The sequence below is a fragment of the Nocardia sp. NPDC004573 genome, assembly GCF_053602135.1.
In genome coordinates this window covers 552,376-568,476 of sequence record NZ_JBSGDA010000001.1, presented here as the reverse complement: position 1 = coordinate 568,476, position 16,101 = coordinate 552,376, and the positions used below count along the sequence as shown (strand labels likewise).

Sequence of the window (16,101 nt, the reverse complement as noted above, 5' to 3'; positions counted from 1 at the left end):
AAGAACCGCCCGAACCTGGCAGGCTGTAGCAATGCGCTGGACTCGGGCCGCCGTGCTTGCCGCCACCCTCTCGATCGTGACCGCCGGTTGCGGCGCGGGACCGTCCGATCGTCCCGGTGTCGCGGTGCAGCGCCCGCCGGTCGCGGGCACCGCGACGACCTCCGCCGCGCCCGCTTCGCCGCCGAGCGCCGAGCTGCCCAGAACCGATCTCAGCTGGCGGGAGTGCACCCAGCCGACCCTTGATCAGCTCGGCCTCGGGCCCGCGCCCGCGGGGCTGGTGCTGGACTGCGCCGAGTACTCCACCCCGATCGACTCGACAGGCGCGGTGCTGGGCAATTTCCGGGCCGGTGCGCTGCGGGCCAGGCTGGCGCAGACCCCGGCCGACGCGCCGCCACTGGTGCTCACCTCGGGTTCGGATCGCTCCTCCTCCGCCACCCTCGCCGGATTGGCCGCGGGCCCGGCCTCGGCGCTGCTGGCCGCCCACCCGATCGTGGCGGTGGACCGGCGCGGCATCGGCACCTCGCAGCCGATCGACTGCCTGCCGCTGGAAGTGCGTCGCGGCTTGGCCGACAACGCCCAGTCCGACCCGGGCGACCCGGTCGCCAGGATGACGAAGCTGAGCCAGGACGGCACCATCGCCTGCCGCGATTTCCTGCAGCCCTACGAGGGCACCTTCGACGCGCCGCACGCCGCCGACGACATCGAGCAACTGCGCAGGCAGTGGCAGGTGGAGCACATCGCGGTGCTGGGCACCGGCAACGGCGCGAAGGTCGCGCTGAGTTACGCCCGCAAGTACGGCGATCACCTCGCCCGGCTGGTACTGGATTCCCCCGAGCCGGTCGGCACCGATGCGGTGACCCGTGCCGAGCAGGCCGTGCAAGGCGCCGAGGCGGCGCTGACGGCGTTCGCGCAGCGTTGCGTCGGCGTCGGTTGCTCACTCGGCGCCGACCCGCGCGCCGCGGTCACCGAACTCGTGAACCGGGCCGCGACCGGCGGGCTCGGCGACATCTCGGCGAACGCGTTGCTGACCGCGGTGTCGGGCTTCCTCGGCAGCCCGCGGGCCGACCAGGCCACCCGGGTCACGGAGCTGTCCGACGTACTCGCCGCGGCAGGTCGCGGGGATCGGGGACCGTTGAGCAACCTCGTCACCCGGGAAACCGCGGCCACGGCGAACGACGGCCAGTTCGTCAACCGGTGCACCGACACGCAGCTGCCGCCGACGCCGGGCAAGGCCACCGAGCTGGCAGGCACCTGGGCGGGCAAGTATCCCGTCTTCGGCAGAGCGGCGGCCATCGGCCTGATGGAGTGCGCGGCCTGGCCGGTGTCGACCGCGCCCGCGCTGCCCGAGAAGCTCGGGATTCCGGTGCTGGTGCTCGGCGGGGTCGCGGATCCGGTGGTCGGTAACGGCGGCCAGTCGTCGGTGACCGGCGCACTCGGTTCGGCGGGCGCTCGGCACGCGGCGCTGTCCTGGCAGGGCTTCGGGCATCCGGTGGCCACGCATTCCGGCTGCGCGCAGCGGGCGGTGCTCGACTATCTGAAGGACGGCAAACTTCCCGCTGACGGCACCGCCTGCCCCGCCTAGCCGGAGGCGTCGCGCAGCCGCCAGGGCGGCGGGTCGGGCAGGTCCGGCCAACCACCGGTAACCGATCCGGTGTACCGTGCCCCAGTGTTCCTTCGACAGCTCGAGCCCCGGACCGCTCGCACCACCGCCGAGGTGATCAAGTTCGCACTCTGGCCGCTGGCGGTCATGACCGTGCTGAACCGGGTTTTCATCAAGGCTGTCAACGGCTTCATCACCGACGACTACCGGCCGGTCTACCAGGCCTCCCTCGACTTCCTGAACGGACGCCCGGTATATACCGCGAACTTCGACTCGGTGGACCCGCACTACCTCTACCCGCCCAGCGGCACCCTGCTGATCGCGCCGATCGCGGTCATCGACTACGAGAAGTCACGCTGGCTGTTCATCGCCCTGAACGCGATCGCGATCCTCATCGCCTGGTACCTGCTGCTGCGGCTGTTCCGGTACACGCTGAGCTCGGTCGCCGCCCCCGCACTGCTGCTGGCGATGTTCACGTCCGAGACCGTGATCAACACGCTGGTGTTCACCAACGTCAACGGCTGTGTGCTGCTGGCGGAGCTGATCTTCATCCACCTGCTGCTGAAACGGCGAGATCTGTGGGCAGGCGCCGCGCTCGGCTTGAGTATCGCGGTCAAGCCGACTCTCGCTCCCCTGCTGTTGATCGCGCTGGCCCGGGGGCAATGGAAGGTGTTCGTGACCGCGCTGGGCGTGCCGCTGGCGCTGACCGCGATCGCCTGGCCGCTGTCGAAGGACCCGGAGAAGTTCCTCACGCGCACCGCGCCCTACCTCTTCGAATCCCGCGACTACTTCAACAGCGCGATCGTCGGCAACGGCGAGTACTACGGGCTGCCTGCGTGGCTGACCTGGGGCATGCGTGTGGTGCTCGGCGCGCTGGTGCTGATCTCGCTGTGGCTGCTGTACCGCTACTACCGCGCGGACGAACTGTTTTTCGTCTGCACCTCCTCCGGCGTGCTGCTCACCGCCTCCTTCCTGCTCAGCTCGCTCGGGCAGATGTACTACTCGATGATGCTGTTCCCGTTCCTGATGACGGTGGTGCTGCGCAATTCGGTGCTGCGCAACTGGCCGGCCTGGCTGGCGATCTTCGGGTTCATGAGCTACGACAAGTGGCTGTCGGACCGCTGGCAGCACATCGGCCGCAACTTGGAGTACCTGCGCATCACCTTCGGCTGGGGCCTGCTGCTCATCGTCGTGTTCTGTGTGCTCGGTGACCGCTATCTGGCCGCGCGGCGGGAAGGACGGCTGCCGTTCGGCATCGATCCCGCGTGGATGAAGTCCGCACCGGATTCGCGCGACGAGGCGCCGCAACGGCCCGCCGCCGCTACCACCTTCCCGGCGGAAACCTCCAGGCCAAACAACGGTTCGGCGCCGGTCGAGGAGAATCGTATTAGCGTGGAGCCATGAGCTCCGAAGCCGACACGTCCCTGCCCGCGCCGCGGATCCGGCTCACGCCGCAGGAATGGCGGGTGAAGCTGGACCCGGAGGAGTACGCGGTGCTGCGCGAGGCCGCCACCGAGCGGCCGTTCACCGGCGAGTACACCGATACCAAGACCGAAGGCGTCTACGCGTGCCGGGCCTGCGGCGCCGAACTGTTCCGCAGCACCGAGAAGTTCGACTCGCACTGTGGCTGGCCGTCGTTCTTCGATCCGGCGGCGTCCGACGCGGTGATTCTGCGGTCGGACGACTCGCTCGGCATGCACCGGGTCGAAGTGCTGTGCGCGAACTGCCACAGCCACCTCGGCCACGTGTTCGAGGGCGAGGGGTACAACACGCCCACCGACAAGCGCTACTGCATCAACTCCATCGCTCTGCGACTGCACCCCTCGGACAGCGCAGCGGAGTAAAGGCCCGACGCTCACCGGCAGCGTACGGATCCCGCACCGCTCGTCGCATGCCCCGAAAACTCTGGGCAAGTCCGGTGGACGTCAGGGCAGAGCGGCGATCAGCTGCTCGATCTCCACGCGGGGACCGGTGAAGAACGGGATCTCCTCGCGCACGTGCCGTCGGGCGTCGGTGGCGCGCAGGTCGCGCATCAGATCGACGATGCGATGCAGTTCGGGCGCTTCGAAGGCAAGGATCCACTCGTAGTCGCCGAGCGCGAACGAGCTGACGGTGTTGGCCCGCACGTCCGGGTAGTCACGCGCGGCCTTGCCGTGCTCGGCCAGCATCCGGCGGCGTTCCTCGTCGGGCAGCAGGTACCACTCGTAGGACCGGACGAACGGGTACACGCAGATGTAGGCGCCCGGCTCTTCACCGGCCAGGAACGCCGGGATGTGGCTCTTGTTGAACTCCGCGGGACGGTGCAGCGCCGCGTTGCTCCACACCGGCGCGCTGGCCCGCCCGAGCTCGGTGGTACGGCGGAAGTCGGCGTAGGCGCCCTGCAGGTCCTCGACGCGCTCGGCGTGCGTCCAGATCATGAAATCGGCGTCGGCGCGCATCCCCGCCACGTCGTAGATGCCACGCACCACCACGTCGCGGTCGGCGAGACCGTCGAAGAATGCCTTCGCCTCCTTGGTCGCCGCGTCCCGGTCCTCGCCCAGCACTCCGGGCTGCACCTGGAAGACCGAGAACATCAGGTAGCGGATGGTGGAGTTGAGAGCTTGATAGTCGAGTCGCGCCATAGCACTATCGTGCCATTCGCCCGGGAGCGCCCTCGTCGCCGGGCGTGAGCTGCGCGAGTGCACGCGGGCATCCGGGATGCCGAGGGCACCGCAGCTGCCCCTGGATCTCGCGCAGGAAGCCGGATGGATCGCAGACGTATACGTCGGCGTCCTGGGGCAGGTCGAGTGCGGAGAGATCGGCCCGGCCGCGCCGTGCGCCCGGGCCCTGTTCCTCGTACCAGATCTCGACCTCGGCCTGTTCGAGCCGGGCCGCGAGGCGCAAGAGCCGATCGCGCAGCGGGTGCGTGCGCGGTGCGCGATCGGCGTGCACGATCAGTGTGCGACGGCACGGGGCGTGGGCAGCGAGATATTCCAGCGCGCCGATCGTCGGCGTCACGCCGATTCCGGCGGAGATCAGCACCAGCGGTGTCTCCGCCGCGGTATCGATGACGACGTCACCGAACGGAAGGGTGACCTGCAGCCGATCACCGGGGCGCAGCTGCTCGTGCAGCCACGAGGACACCTCGCCCGCCGGACAGCCGCCGGGCGGGTCGACCCGTTCGACGGCGAACGAGAGCACGCCGTCACCCGGCCTGCCCACCAAGCTGTACTGACGCAGCTGGCGCGCACCGTCGGGGAGTCGCACGCCAACCGAGACGTATTGTCCCCGGAGCGAATCCCGGCAACTCCGTGTTCGGGTCGGCGGAACCGACGGTGAAGATCGCGACACCGGACGAGCGCACCTACCGAAGCGGCGCGCCCGGCCGCGGTGATGAGTAGTCCGCCGGATCGTCCGCGGTGCGCCTGAACCAGACCCAGCTCGACCAACCGGGAAACCGCTTTGGCCACATGCTTTTCCGACGCGCCCACCTGTCGTGCGATGAGTTTGTGGTCACTCGGGAATTCTTCTCGTCCTCCGCCGCGAGCCGCATGATGGTGCGCAGACCGATATCGGTGGAGTGCGAGAGCTGCATGATGCTCGAGCTACCGGCGAATTCCACTGATTCCGCATGCCGGCGAAGTGTTCTTGATTACGCCGATTCCTGCGCATTTTCGGTGCGCCGATTATCGACAGCCCGAGAAAAGCCGAGATTCCACAGCGGTATCGCGCCGGAGTGCGATGACCCGCTCAGGATCAGTGTGCGTTGCCCGCGCCGACCGTCGCCGCGATCCGCTGCGCGGCGGCTGCGCCGGAGGCGACGCACGCGGGCACGCCGACGCCGTGCAGGTAAGCGCCCGCCACCGCCAACCCGTCGAGCGCGGCGACCTGGGCTTCGACGGCCGCGACGCGGGCCGGATGGCCGGGCGCGTACTGGGCGAGTCCGCCTGGCCAGCGCTGCACCACGGCCTCGATCGGCTCGACGGCGACTCCGGCGACGGTAGCCAGGTCCTCGGTGGCGGCGGCCACCAGTTGCGCATCGGGCCACGACAGCGGGGAGTCGTCGCCGAATTTCCCGAACGAGACGCGGACGAGGGCGGTTTCGCGTTGCGCCAGATGTGTCCATTTGCGGCTGGACAGGGTGAACGCCTTGGCGCGCAACGGCTCTCCGGTCGCCACGAGAATGCCGGAGTTCTGCGGCAGCGCGGTCTCACGGGGCAGCGCCAGCGCGACCACCGCCGACGAGGAGAGTTCGACGCCCGCCAGTTCCGCCGCGGCGGCGGGGGCGACGGTCCGCAACAGTCGCGCGGTCACCGGCGCCGGGGTGGCGAGCACCACGGCGTCGACGGCGCCGATCGGGTCCACCACCCAGCCCCGCAGTCCCCTGGCCAGACGCGTGCCCGGGGTCGCGGTGACGAACCTGGCCCCGGAGCGTTCGGCGAGCGCTTCGAGCAGCACCCGGTACCCGTCGCGAATTCCGCCGAAGACCGGCGCGTTCGAGGGCGGCGGCAGCGCGGCGCCGACGGCTGCGGTGAGGCTCGGGGCGCCGTCGTCCAGGGCAGCGGCGAGGGTGGGCAGCGCGGCGCGGACACCGATCGAGCGGGAACTGCCCGCGTACACCCCACCGAGCAGCGGATCCACGCTGCGCTCGGCGACTTGCGAGCCGAAGCGGTCGGCGACCAGGTGGTAGACGTCGATATCGGAGCCGGGGTCCCAGGTCAACGGTCGGTCGGGTTCGGCGGCGATCCGCGCCAGCGTCTCGGCGTCGACCAGACCGCGCATCGATTCGGCGTTCGCCGGGACCCCCATCAACGTGCCCTCCGGAAGCGGATGCGCGACGCCGGAGAACCACACCAGCGGCCGCAGACCGGCCGGCGTCACCAATTGCGACTCGAGCCCGAGTTCCCGCAGTAGCGCGGGCACCTCCGGCCGTCGGCCGACGAACGCTTCCGCGCCGAGATCCACTAATTCCCCGGCCAGTTCACCGGTGTAGAGGATGCCGCCGACCCGTTCGGCGCGATCGAGCACGAGCACGTCGGCATCCGGCCCGAGCAACGTCCGCAACCGATACGCGGCCACCAGTCCGCTGATCCCACCGCCGACCACCGCGATACGCATGCCTCGACCGTATCGTGTGCCGCGACCTCGGCCGTCGAACGGTCGGCCTGCGATGACCCGGGGCACACCGCCCGCGACTGCGGCATGTACCGCCTCCCGGCTACCAGTAGCGCCTGAACCGAGCGCCTGCGGGCGGTGTTCTCCGCCGGGGCCTACAGCTCGTGGACGAGTTCCACCAAGGCGGTCAGCACGCCCGGATCGGTCTCCGGAAGCACCCCGTGGCCAAGGTTGAAGATGTGGCCGGTGGCGCCGAGAGTGATCGCCTCGTCCGCTTCACGTGCGATCCGCCGCGCCTGCGTCTCGACCGCCGCGGGCCCGGCGAACAGCACGGCCGGATCAAGATTGCCCTGCAACGCTTTTCCCGGTCCGACGCGGCGGACGGCCTCGGTCAGCGGCACCCGCCAATCGACGCCGACCACGTCGGCCCCCGCCTCGCCCATGGCGCCGAGCAGCTCGCCGGTCCCCACCCCGAAGTGGATGCGCGGCACTCCCGCGTCGGCGATCTCGGCGAACACCCGTTCCGAATGCGGAAGCACGAAACTGCGGTAGTCGGCCTGCGAGAGCGCGCCGGCCCAGGAGTCGAACAGCTGCACCGCGTCGACGCCCGCCGCGAGCTGAGCCTGCAGGAACGCGATGGTGATGTCGGTGAGCACGCCCAGCAGGGCGTGCCAGGTCTGCGGGTCGGCGTACATCATCGCCTTGGTGCGCTCGTGGTTCTTGCTCGGACCGCCCTCGACCAGGTACGAGGCGAGGGTGAACGGCGCGCCCGCGAACCCGATCAGCGGTGTCTCCCCCAGTGCGTCGAGCAGCAGGCGCACGCCGTCGGTGACCGCCCCGACCTCCTCGGGACGCAACCGCGGCAGCGCGCGCACGTCGTCGACCGTCCGTACGGGCGCGGCGACCACCGGGCCCACGCCGGGCACGATGTCCAGATCGATCCCCGCCGCTTTGAGCGGAACGACGATGTCGGAGAACAGGATCGCCGCGTCGACGCGGTGCCTGCGGATCGGCTGGAGGGTGATCTCGCACACCAGTTCCGGGTCGAAGCAGGACTCGAGCATCCCGACGCCGGCACGCACCTCGCGGTACTCGGGCAGCGAGCGTCCGGCCTGGCGCATGAACCACACCGGACGCCTGCTGGGCGTCGCGCCGGTGGCGGCGGCCAGGAACGGGGCATCGGTCAACCGGCGGCGGGTATGAGTGCTCATCACGGCTATCGTATGCGGGTCCCGCGGGAGGGGCGGACGCGGTGGCGGCAGCGATGCTCGCGCGGACGCCGCACGGCCCGTAGCGGCGCGCCTCCGACTGCGCCGGGTGCACAAGGTCTACCGTCAGCATTCGTGACACCGCTCGACTTCCGCGACGGCGCCGCACCGACCGAAGGACCTCAGGGCGAGCCAGCTCAGTTTCGCGCCGCGGTCGAGGCGATGCGCACCGCAACCGTGCACCCTCGGATCGAGCTCGCGCCCATCCGCCCGCCGCAACGCCTCGCGCCGTACTCCTACGCCATCGGCGCGGAGGTCACCCATCCGGAAACCCCTGTCGTGCCGGTCGATTCCGAAGGCGACGCGTTCGGCCGGTTGATCCTCCTGCACGATCCGGACGGCGACGACACCTGGCACGGCACCTTACGTCTGGTCGCCTATATCCAGGCCGACATCGATGCCGCGCTCGCCACCGACCCCCTGCTACCCGAGGTGGCCTGGAGCTGGCTGGTGGACGCGCTGGAGTCGCGGACCGAGCCCTTCACCGCGCTCGGCGGCACGGTGACCTCGACCAGCTCGGTGCGCTACGGGGACATCGCCGGTCCACCGCGCGCCCATCAGCTGGAACTGCGCGCCTCGTGGACGCCCGTCACCACCGACATGCGCCCGCACCTGGAGGCGTTCTGCGAGGTGCTGGCCTACGCGGCCGGACTACCGCCGGCCGGGGTGACCCAGCTGCAGGTGCCGCCCGGCCTGTCCCGCGAGCACCCCTGAGCAGGCCGGCAGACGCGGTGTGACCTGCCGCGGAACCACCGTCGTCCGGTACACCGGGCCCCTCGCGCCCGATCCGTCGACACACTTATGCGCCGATAGGACGGCGGCGCCGTGGCGTCGGCACGTAGAGTTCAACACCATGTCCGTACCAGACGAATCCGAACCCTCGGCCGCGACGCCGCTGCTCGCGCCGGTGGAGGGCGTGCCACCGGTACTGGACACCGCCGCGGAGATCAGCGCGGCCGCCGCCCGGCTGATCGCGGGCACCGGCCCCTTGGCCGTCGACGCCGAGCGTGCCTCCGGGTTCCGCTACTCGGCGCGCGCGTATCTGATCCAGCTGCGCCGCGCGGGCGCGGGCACGTTCCTCATCGATCCGATCCCGATCACCGACGCCCTCGGTCCGCTGGCCGACGCGATCAACGGGCTGGAGTGGGTTCTGCACTCCGCGGACCAGGACCTTCCGGGGCTGGCCGAACTCGGTTTGCGTCCGGCCCGGCTGTTCGATACCGAATTGGGCGGGCGCCTGGCGGGTTTCGAACGGGTGGGGCTGGCCGCGATGGTGGAGCGGCTGCTCGGCCGCGCGCTACGCAAAGGGCACGGGGCGGCCGACTGGTCCACCCGCCCGCTGCCCGCCGACTGGCTGAATTACGCCGCCCTGGATGTCGAATTGTTGCTGGAACTGCGCGACGCCGTGGCCGCCGCGCTCGATGATCAGGGCAAATCCGACTGGGCAGCACAGGAATTCGAGCACATCCGCACCCTGGACCCGCCCGCGCCGAAGGCCGAGCGCTGGCGGCGCACCTCGGGCATCCACACGCTGCGCCGCACCAGGCAGCTGGCAGTGGTGCGCGAACTGTGGACCACAAGGGACGCGCTGGCCCGCGCCCGGGACGTCGCGCCCGCCCGCATCCTCCCGGATGCCGCGATCATCGCGGCCGCGACGGCCGAGCCCCGGTCCATCGCGCAGTTGCGCACCCTGCCGGTGTTCGGCGGGCCGCGGCAGCGCCGCTACTCCCGCGAATGGCTCGCCGCGATCGAGCGCGGCCGCACCTTGCCGGACAGCGAGCTGCCGCCGCTCACCCAGCCGTTCGACGGCCCGCCACCGGTCAACCGCTGGGAACGCCGCGACCCAGCCGCAGCGGCCCGCCTGACCCGGGCACGGGCGGCCATGGCCGAGCTGTCGGCGGAGCACTCGGTACCGGTGGAGAACCTGCTCGCCCCCGACCTGGTCCGCCGCCTGTGCTGGGACGGGCTGCCCGACTACGACGCGGTCGACTCCTCGGCCGTCGACGGGTACCTGAAATCCGGCGGCGCCCGTCCGTGGCAGCGCGAACTGGCCGTACCGCGGCTGGCCGCCGCGTTGCCGCCGACCGGCTAGCGCCCGCCCGGGCGGCCCGGCCGACGTCCCCGCGTCAGCGAGCGGCCAGCCATCCGCCGATCCGCCGAGCGATGTCGGGACCGGTGAGACCGAGTTCGGCGTGCACCTCGCCGCGAGAGGCGTGTTCCAGGAACCGTTGCGGCACTCCGAGCTCGCGGGTCGGGATGTCCAGCCCGGAGTTGCGCAGGCGGGCCGACACCGTCGAGCCGATGCCGCCGTGCAGGCCACCGTCCTCGAGCGTGACCACCAGCCGGTAGTTCTCCGCGAGTTTCAGCAGGGTGTCGGAGACCGGCAGCACCCAGCGCGGGTCGATGACCGTCACCGAAGCCCCTTCGGAATCCAGCAGATTCGCCGCTTCCAGGGCCACCGCGGCGAACGAGCCCACGGCGACGAGCAGCACGTCACCGTGCACCGCCTGCACCGAACCGCCGTCCGACCGGGCCATGCGCAGCACGTCGATGCCGTCCAGCCGTTCGACCGCGGAGATGTCTTCGGCCACACTGCCTTTCGGGAAGCGCAGCGCGGTCGGCCCGTCGTTGACGGCCAGCGCCTCGGCCAGTTCCTCCCGCAGCGTCGCGGCGTCGCGCGGCGCGGCGACCCGGATGCCGGGAACGATGCCGAGAACCGACAGATCCCACATGCCGTTGTGGCTGGCGCCGTCGGAGCCGGTGATGCCCGCGCGGTCCAGCACCACGGTGACCGGCTGCTTCAGCAGCGCCACGTCCATCAGCAGCTGGTCGAAGGCGCGGTTGAGGAACGTCGAGTAGATCGCCACCACCGGATGCATGCCGCCCAGCGCGAGCCCCGCCGCGGACGCCATGGCGTGCTGTTCGGCGATGCCGACGTCGAACATCCGATCGGGGAAACGCTCGCCGAACGCCGCCAGGCCGGTGGGTCCCGGCATCGCCGCGGTGATGGCGACGATGTCGGCGCGGCGCTCCGCCTGCGCGATCAGCTCCTCGGAGAACACCGAAGTCCAGCCGCGTGCCTTCGGACCGCCGACCGGGACGCCGGTGAGCGGGTCGATCGGGTCACAGGCGTGCATCTGGTCGGCGACATGATTCTCGGCGGGCGCGTAGCCGCGGCCCTTCTGCGTCACGGTGTGCACCACGACGGGGCCGCCGAAGTCCTTGGCCCGGCGCAGCGCGGCTTCCAGCGCGACGACATCGTGGCCGTCCACCGGACCGACGTATTTGAGGCCGAGATCGCTGAACAGTTCCTGCGGGCTGACCGCGTCCTTGATGCCCGCCTTCACCGCGTGCACCATCGAGTACGCCGATTCACCCACCCGGGGGATGCTCTTCAAGATGCGCTTGCCGGTGTCCAGCGCGTGCTCATAGGCGGGCTGGGTGCGCAGCGCGGTCAGCCGCTCGGCCAAGCCGCCGATGGTGGGCGCGTAGGAGCGGCCGTTGTCGTTGACCACCACGACCACCGGGCGGTCCGCGGCGGCGATGTTGTTGAGCGCCTCCCAGCACATGCCGCCGGTGAGCGCGCCGTCGCCGACGATCGCGACCACGTGCCGGTCCTGCCCGCTCAACGCGAACGCCTTGGCCAGACCGTCCGCGTAGGACAACGCCGCCGAGGCGTGCGAGGACTCCACCCAGTCGTGGGCGCTCTCGGCGCGGCTCGGGTAGCCGGACAGGCCGCCCTGCTTGCGCAGCGAGTCGAACTGATCCTTGCGACCGGTCAGGATCTTGTGCACGTAGGCTTGGTGCCCGGTGTCGAAGATCAACGGGTCGGCCGGCGAGTCGAAGATCCGGTGCAGCGCGATGGTGAGTTCGACCACACCGAGGTTCGGGCCGAGGTGCCCGCCGGTCGCGGCGACTTTGCGCACCAGGAACTCGCGGATCTCCTCCGCCAGCTCGCGCACCTGCGGCACGGTCAGCCGGCGCAGATCATCGGGCGTGTCGACCCGGGAAAGCACTCCCACCTGAACTAGCTCCCTCCGGATAGCGCATCTGATCCGATCAGTCTACGGAGCGGCGGCTGGTGCTCCCGCACGAGAACGATCACACCAACCCACATGGCGTCGAAATGTGAGCCTCGACATACGGTACCCGGCCTAGAGTGACAGGGTGGCCCAGCCCGAGCAACTGGTCTCGCGGGCGATCGAACCCGGCGTGGTGGCGCGGATCGTCGACGACGTCCACCGGCGCTGCCGTGACGACCGTTCCGGAAGGCCGGCCGACTACATTCCCGAACTCGCAGCGGTGCCACCCGATTCGTTCGCGATCTGCCTGGCCACCGCCGACGGCCGGATCTACGGCGCGGGCGACGTCCGCACCGGCTTCACCATCCAGTCCATCTCCAAGCCGTTCACCTACGCTCTCGCGCTGGCCGACCGGGGGCCCGGCGGGGTCGCCGAGCGCATCGACGTCGAGCCGTCCGGCGAGCCGTTCAACGAGATCAGCCTGGATCCGGTGACCGCGCGGCCGCGCAACCCGATGATCAACGCGGGCGCGATCACCGCCGCCTCGCTGATCGATGGCCGCGACTGCGCCGACCGATTCGAACGGATCCGGCGCTACTACTCGAGCTTCGCCGGACGCGACCTCGCGGTGGACGAGGCGGTCTACGCCTCCGAGGCGCGCACCGGGTACCGCAATCGCGCCATCGGCTACATGCTGCGCTCCTTCGGCATCCTCGACGTCGACCCGGACGAAGCCGTCGATCGCTACTTCCGGCAGTGCTCGATCACCGTCACCTGCCAGGATCTGGCGCTGATGGCCGCGTCGCTGGCCAACAACGGGCGCAATCCGGTGACCGGGGAGCAAGCGGCCTCGGCGGCGCTGACCGAACAGGTGCTCAGTGTGATGACCACCTGCGGCATGTATAACGCGGCGGGCGACTGGGTGACCACCGTCGGGCTGCCCGCCAAGAGCGGCGTCGGCGGCGGGATCGTGGCGGTGCTGCCCGGGCAGGTCGGGATCGCGGTGTACTCCCCCCGGCTGGACGACCACGGCAACAGCGTCCGCGGAGTGGCCGCGTGCCGTGAGCTGTCGCGGCAGCTCGAATTGCACTTCCTGCACGTCACCCGGGCAGCGCGAGCCGCGATCCGGGCGGCGTACTCGGTGGCCGAGGCGCCCTCGCGGCTGCGCCGCCCGTCCGAGGAGATCGCCGTGCTGGCCGAGCACGGGCACCGGGCGCGCGTCTACGAGCTGCACGGCGACCTGCTGTTCGCGGGGGCGGAGCGCACGGTGCGGACCATCGAGGAACAGGCGGCCGAACTGGAGGCGCTGGCGATCGATGTGCGCAGGGTGGGCGAGGTGAGCGCGATCGCGGTGCGCATGATCGACGACCTGCGACACGAGCTGTTCGCGGTGGGTGCCCGCGTGGCGTTGGTCGACCCCGACGCCCGGCTCCGGCATCCGGGTTCCGGCATCGAGCCGGACGATCCGCGCGGGCCGGTGTTCATCGATCGCGACACCGCGACCGAGTGGTGCGAGAACATCGTGCTCGCCAACCATGGCGGCGCCGCGGAGCCTGCCCGCACGTCCTTCACCACGGGGAACCACCCCGCGTTCGCCGGACTCGCCGACGAGGACCGATCCCGCCTGACGGACGAGTTCGAGGTGCGCACGTTCCCCCGTGGCGCCGTGATCGCCGAACGCGGGAGTCCGCGCTCGGGTCTCTACCTGATCCTCGAGGGGCGCGTGCGCCTGACCTTCGACGGCGCCGACGGACGTACGCACCGCCTGCTCAGCCTGTCGGCCGGGATGTCGTTCGGCGAGATTCCGATGCTGGTCGGGACGCCGTTCGGGAACGAAGCGAGAGCGGAGACCGGGGTTCGGCTCGCGGTGCTGAGCCCCGAAAGGTTCGATCGGCTCACCGCTCGTGCGCCCGGGCTGAAGCTGGCCCTGCTCGAACAGCTCGCCGCCGAAGCCTTCGCACAGATCGACGCGGCGGTGCGGGCGATCGCGGCGCGCGGGGGCGACTACTGAAGCGGGCACGATGGTTCGGCAGGCAGCGACAGCGAGCACGAGGGAGAGTTCCGTGGGCAAGAAGACCGATTCGCGCGCAGGCACCGTCACCACCTACGGCCACGGCACCGCCCGCGCCACCCCGGACTTGCTGCGCGTGACGATCTCGGTCGAATCGCGGGCGAGCAAGGTCGCGCTCGCCTACCGCCGGGCCGGTGAGCGCGCGGCCGCGGTGGCGCGATCGCTGCGCTCCGACGGCGTCGACGGCGCGGACATCGCCACCAGCGGGCTGACGGTCCAGACCGAGACGGTGTGGACCGAGGGACAGGGCAGCCGCATCACCGGATACCTCGCGAGCACGTCGCTGACGGTCGCCTTGCGCGACATCGGCGAGGACGCCGATCCCGGCCCGGCCACCGTCATCGCCGACTGCGTCGAGGCGGGCGGTGACGACGTCCGGCTCGGCGGTCTCGTCCTCGCCTTCGCCGACCAGGAGTCCTTGCTCGTCCGCGCCCGCGACGCCGCGTGGGAGAACGCCCTCGCCAAGGCCGAGCAATACGCGCGACGCGCGCAGCGCTCGCTCGGCGCGGTGGTGGAGATCACCGAGAACACCGCCGCCGCGCCTCCGGTCCCGCGCGCACAGCCGATGTCCGCGCCGCTCGAGGCGTATCGCGCCGCCGCCGTCCCGGTCGAGCTGGGCGAGAGCGAGATCTCTGCGGGAATCCGCGTCACCTGGCAGCTGGACTGACGGTAGATCCGGCGGCCAACAGCGGCGGCTTCGGGAGTTCGGTCCACCCCAGTACTCCGCGGTAGAAGCCGCGCTGCCGGTCTTCCGCGCCTGCGGGACAGCACAATTGGACGTGCTGAATCATCGCTCCATCGTGCCGGAAATCCGGCTCACGAACCGTGACCGAGCCCTCGCACCAGCAGGGTGACCGTGTCCGCTCCGGCGTGCCGGTCCTTCGAGATCTCCTGATATTCGGGAGATTCGGCCCAGGCACGGAAGGAAGGCTCGTCAGGGAAGGACATCAGGACCACCTTTTCGCGGTCGGCGACGCCCTCGATCGTCTGCGGGGACTCGTCGGCGGCCAGCAGCGTGCCGGAGTAGCGGACGAAGACGTCCGAGAAGCGCGCCTGGTAGCGATCGTAGGCGGCGCGGTCGGTGAACTTCAGTTGGGCGATTACATACACGGTCATGGCTGTGACTCTAATTGCACGGTTGCGCGGACCCGCTCGGGATTGGTGTCACCGCGCCCGAATTCACCGCTGCGCCGGGTCCGTCGTGCCTATATTGGGGTCGTCACCGATCGGGAGGTCGCATGTCGTTCGTGCTCGTCGACACACCACGGCCGCATATCGCCCTGGTGACGCTCAATCGGCCCGAACGGATGAACGCGATGGCGTTCGACGTGATGATCCCGCTGCGCGAGGCGCTCGAGCAGGTGCGCGCCGACAACGACGTCCGGGTCGTCGTGCTCACCGGCGCGGGACACGGCTTCTGCTCGGGAGCTGACCTGACCAGCGCGGGAAAGGTGCCGGACGTCGACGGGCTGACCGTCACCAGTGTCGCGCGGCGGTCGATGGATCTGCTGAACGACGTGCTGATCACGCTGCGGCGGATGCACCAGCCGGTGATCGCCGCGGTGAACGGCGCGGCCATCGGCGGCGGGCTCTGCCTGGCCGTCGGCGCCGACATCCGGATCGCCGCCGACGACGCGTATTTCCGGGCCGCGGGGATCAACAACGGCCTCACCTCGGCCGAACTCGGCCTCAGCTACCTGCTGCCCCGCGCGGTCGGCGCGTCGAGGGCGTTCGAGATCATGTTGTCCGGCCGCGACGTCGACGCGACCGAAGCCGAACGCATCGGCCTGGTCTCGCGGACCGTTCCAGTGCCGAAACTGCTGGACACCTGCTACGACCTGGCCGAACGCATCATCGGCTTCAGCCGGGTGGGCACCGAGCTCACCAAACGCATGCTGTGGAGCGGCATGGAGGCGGGCGGACTCGAATCGCACATGCAGCACGAGGGCACGGCCCAGCTCTACGTCCGCCTCACCACCGGCAATTTCGACGAGGCGATGCGCGCCCGCCGCGACCGCAGGCCGCCGGTCTACGAGGACTGACCGC

The 16,101-nt window shown here is 70.5% G+C and carries 14 protein-coding genes and 1 pseudogene; 8 read left to right on the top strand and 7 right to left on the bottom strand.

Annotated elements, in window-relative coordinates; all coding sequences use genetic code 11:
• The first annotated feature begins 31 nt into the window (after positions 1-31).
• The 3 genes from ACWEKR_RS02810 (at position 32) to msrB (ending at position 3,444) form a co-directional block, all read left to right on the top strand.
• Positions 32-1,582, top strand: a complete 1,551-nt coding sequence (locus tag ACWEKR_RS02810) for an alpha/beta hydrolase (protein WP_452352967.1) — start codon at positions 32-34, stop codon at positions 1,580-1,582.
• A gap of 84 nt (positions 1,583-1,666) precedes the next feature.
• Entirely contained in the window at positions 1,667-3,004 is a 1,338-nt protein-coding gene (locus tag ACWEKR_RS02805; protein ID WP_452352966.1) for a glycosyltransferase family 87 protein, read from the top strand.
• Complete coding sequence (gene msrB / locus ACWEKR_RS02800; RefSeq protein ID WP_452352965.1) at positions 3,001-3,444, top strand: peptide-methionine (R)-S-oxide reductase MsrB; 444 nt, start codon at positions 3,001-3,003, stop codon at positions 3,442-3,444. Before ACWEKR_RS02805 ends, msrB begins: the two co-directional genes overlap by 4 nt.
• Before the next feature lie 81 nt (positions 3,445-3,525).
• Here msrB and hemQ read toward each other — a convergent pair whose 3' ends face one another.
• The 5 genes and pseudogenes from hemQ to hemE form a co-directional block, all read right to left on the bottom strand.
• A complete protein-coding gene (hemQ, locus tag ACWEKR_RS02795; protein ID WP_452352964.1) occupies positions 3,526-4,221 on the bottom strand; it encodes a hydrogen peroxide-dependent heme synthase in 696 nt (231 codons plus the stop codon).
• A gap of 4 nt (positions 4,222-4,225) precedes the next feature.
• Complete coding sequence (locus tag ACWEKR_RS02790) at positions 4,226-4,846, bottom strand: hypothetical protein (RefSeq protein WP_452352963.1); 621 nt, start codon at positions 4,844-4,846, stop codon at positions 4,226-4,228.
• A 131-nt stretch (positions 4,847-4,977) separates the two neighbouring features.
• Positions 4,978-5,049 (bottom strand): annotated as a pseudogene (locus tag ACWEKR_RS02785) (transcriptional regulator); the annotation flags it as partial.
• A 286-nt stretch (positions 5,050-5,335) separates the two neighbouring features.
• A complete protein-coding gene (locus ACWEKR_RS02780; RefSeq protein WP_452352962.1) occupies positions 5,336-6,697 on the bottom strand; it encodes a protoporphyrinogen oxidase in 1,362 nt (453 codons plus the stop codon).
• A gap of 152 nt (positions 6,698-6,849) precedes the next feature.
• Positions 6,850-7,905, bottom strand: coding sequence for a uroporphyrinogen decarboxylase (gene hemE, locus ACWEKR_RS02775; RefSeq protein ID WP_452352961.1), 1,056 nt, complete (start codon positions 7,903-7,905; stop codon positions 6,850-6,852).
• Between the two features lie 132 nt (positions 7,906-8,037).
• On the opposite strand from hemE, the gene ACWEKR_RS02770 reads away from it, so the two are divergent.
• Both ACWEKR_RS02770 and ACWEKR_RS02765 read left to right on the top strand, forming a co-directional pair.
• Positions 8,038-8,676, top strand: a complete 639-nt coding sequence (locus ACWEKR_RS02770) for a DUF3000 domain-containing protein (RefSeq protein WP_159838015.1) — start codon at positions 8,038-8,040, stop codon at positions 8,674-8,676.
• Positions 8,677-8,815: 139 nt separating this feature from the next.
• Positions 8,816-10,054 carry an HRDC domain-containing protein gene (locus ACWEKR_RS02765; RefSeq protein WP_452352960.1) on the top strand — a complete coding sequence of 413 codons (1,239 nt, stop codon included), beginning with the start codon at positions 8,816-8,818 and terminating at the stop codon, positions 10,052-10,054.
• Positions 10,055-10,088: 34 nt separating this feature from the next.
• Here ACWEKR_RS02765 and dxs read toward each other — a convergent pair whose 3' ends face one another.
• The gene (gene dxs / locus ACWEKR_RS02760; RefSeq protein WP_452352959.1) at positions 10,089-11,984 is read right to left on the bottom strand and encodes a 1-deoxy-D-xylulose-5-phosphate synthase; all 1,896 of its coding nucleotides are present in this window, start codon (positions 11,982-11,984) and stop codon (positions 10,089-10,091) included.
• Positions 11,985-12,177: 193 nt separating this feature from the next.
• Between dxs and glsA the strand changes: the two genes are divergently transcribed.
• Positions 12,178-13,995 (top strand): glutaminase A, encoded by a 1,818-nt coding sequence (gene glsA, locus ACWEKR_RS02755; protein WP_452353096.1) that lies wholly within the window; start codon positions 12,178-12,180, stop codon positions 13,993-13,995.
• A 52-nt stretch (positions 13,996-14,047) separates the two neighbouring features.
• Positions 14,048-14,722 carry an SIMPL domain-containing protein gene (locus ACWEKR_RS02750; RefSeq protein WP_452352958.1) on the top strand — a complete coding sequence of 225 codons (675 nt, stop codon included), beginning with the start codon at positions 14,048-14,050 and terminating at the stop codon, positions 14,720-14,722.
• Positions 14,723-14,871: 149 nt separating this feature from the next.
• On the opposite strand, the gene ACWEKR_RS02745 is transcribed toward ACWEKR_RS02750, so the two are convergent.
• Positions 14,872-15,171: a DUF1330 domain-containing protein gene (locus ACWEKR_RS02745; RefSeq protein WP_452352957.1), complete on the bottom strand. Its 300-nt coding sequence runs from the start codon at positions 15,169-15,171 to the stop codon at positions 14,872-14,874.
• 122 nt (positions 15,172-15,293) lie between these two features.
• On the opposite strand from ACWEKR_RS02745, the gene ACWEKR_RS02740 reads away from it, so the two are divergent.
• Entirely contained in the window at positions 15,294-16,097 is an 804-nt protein-coding gene (locus tag ACWEKR_RS02740) for an enoyl-CoA hydratase (RefSeq protein ID WP_452352956.1), read from the top strand.
• The last annotated feature ends 4 nt before the right edge of the window (positions 16,098-16,101 follow it).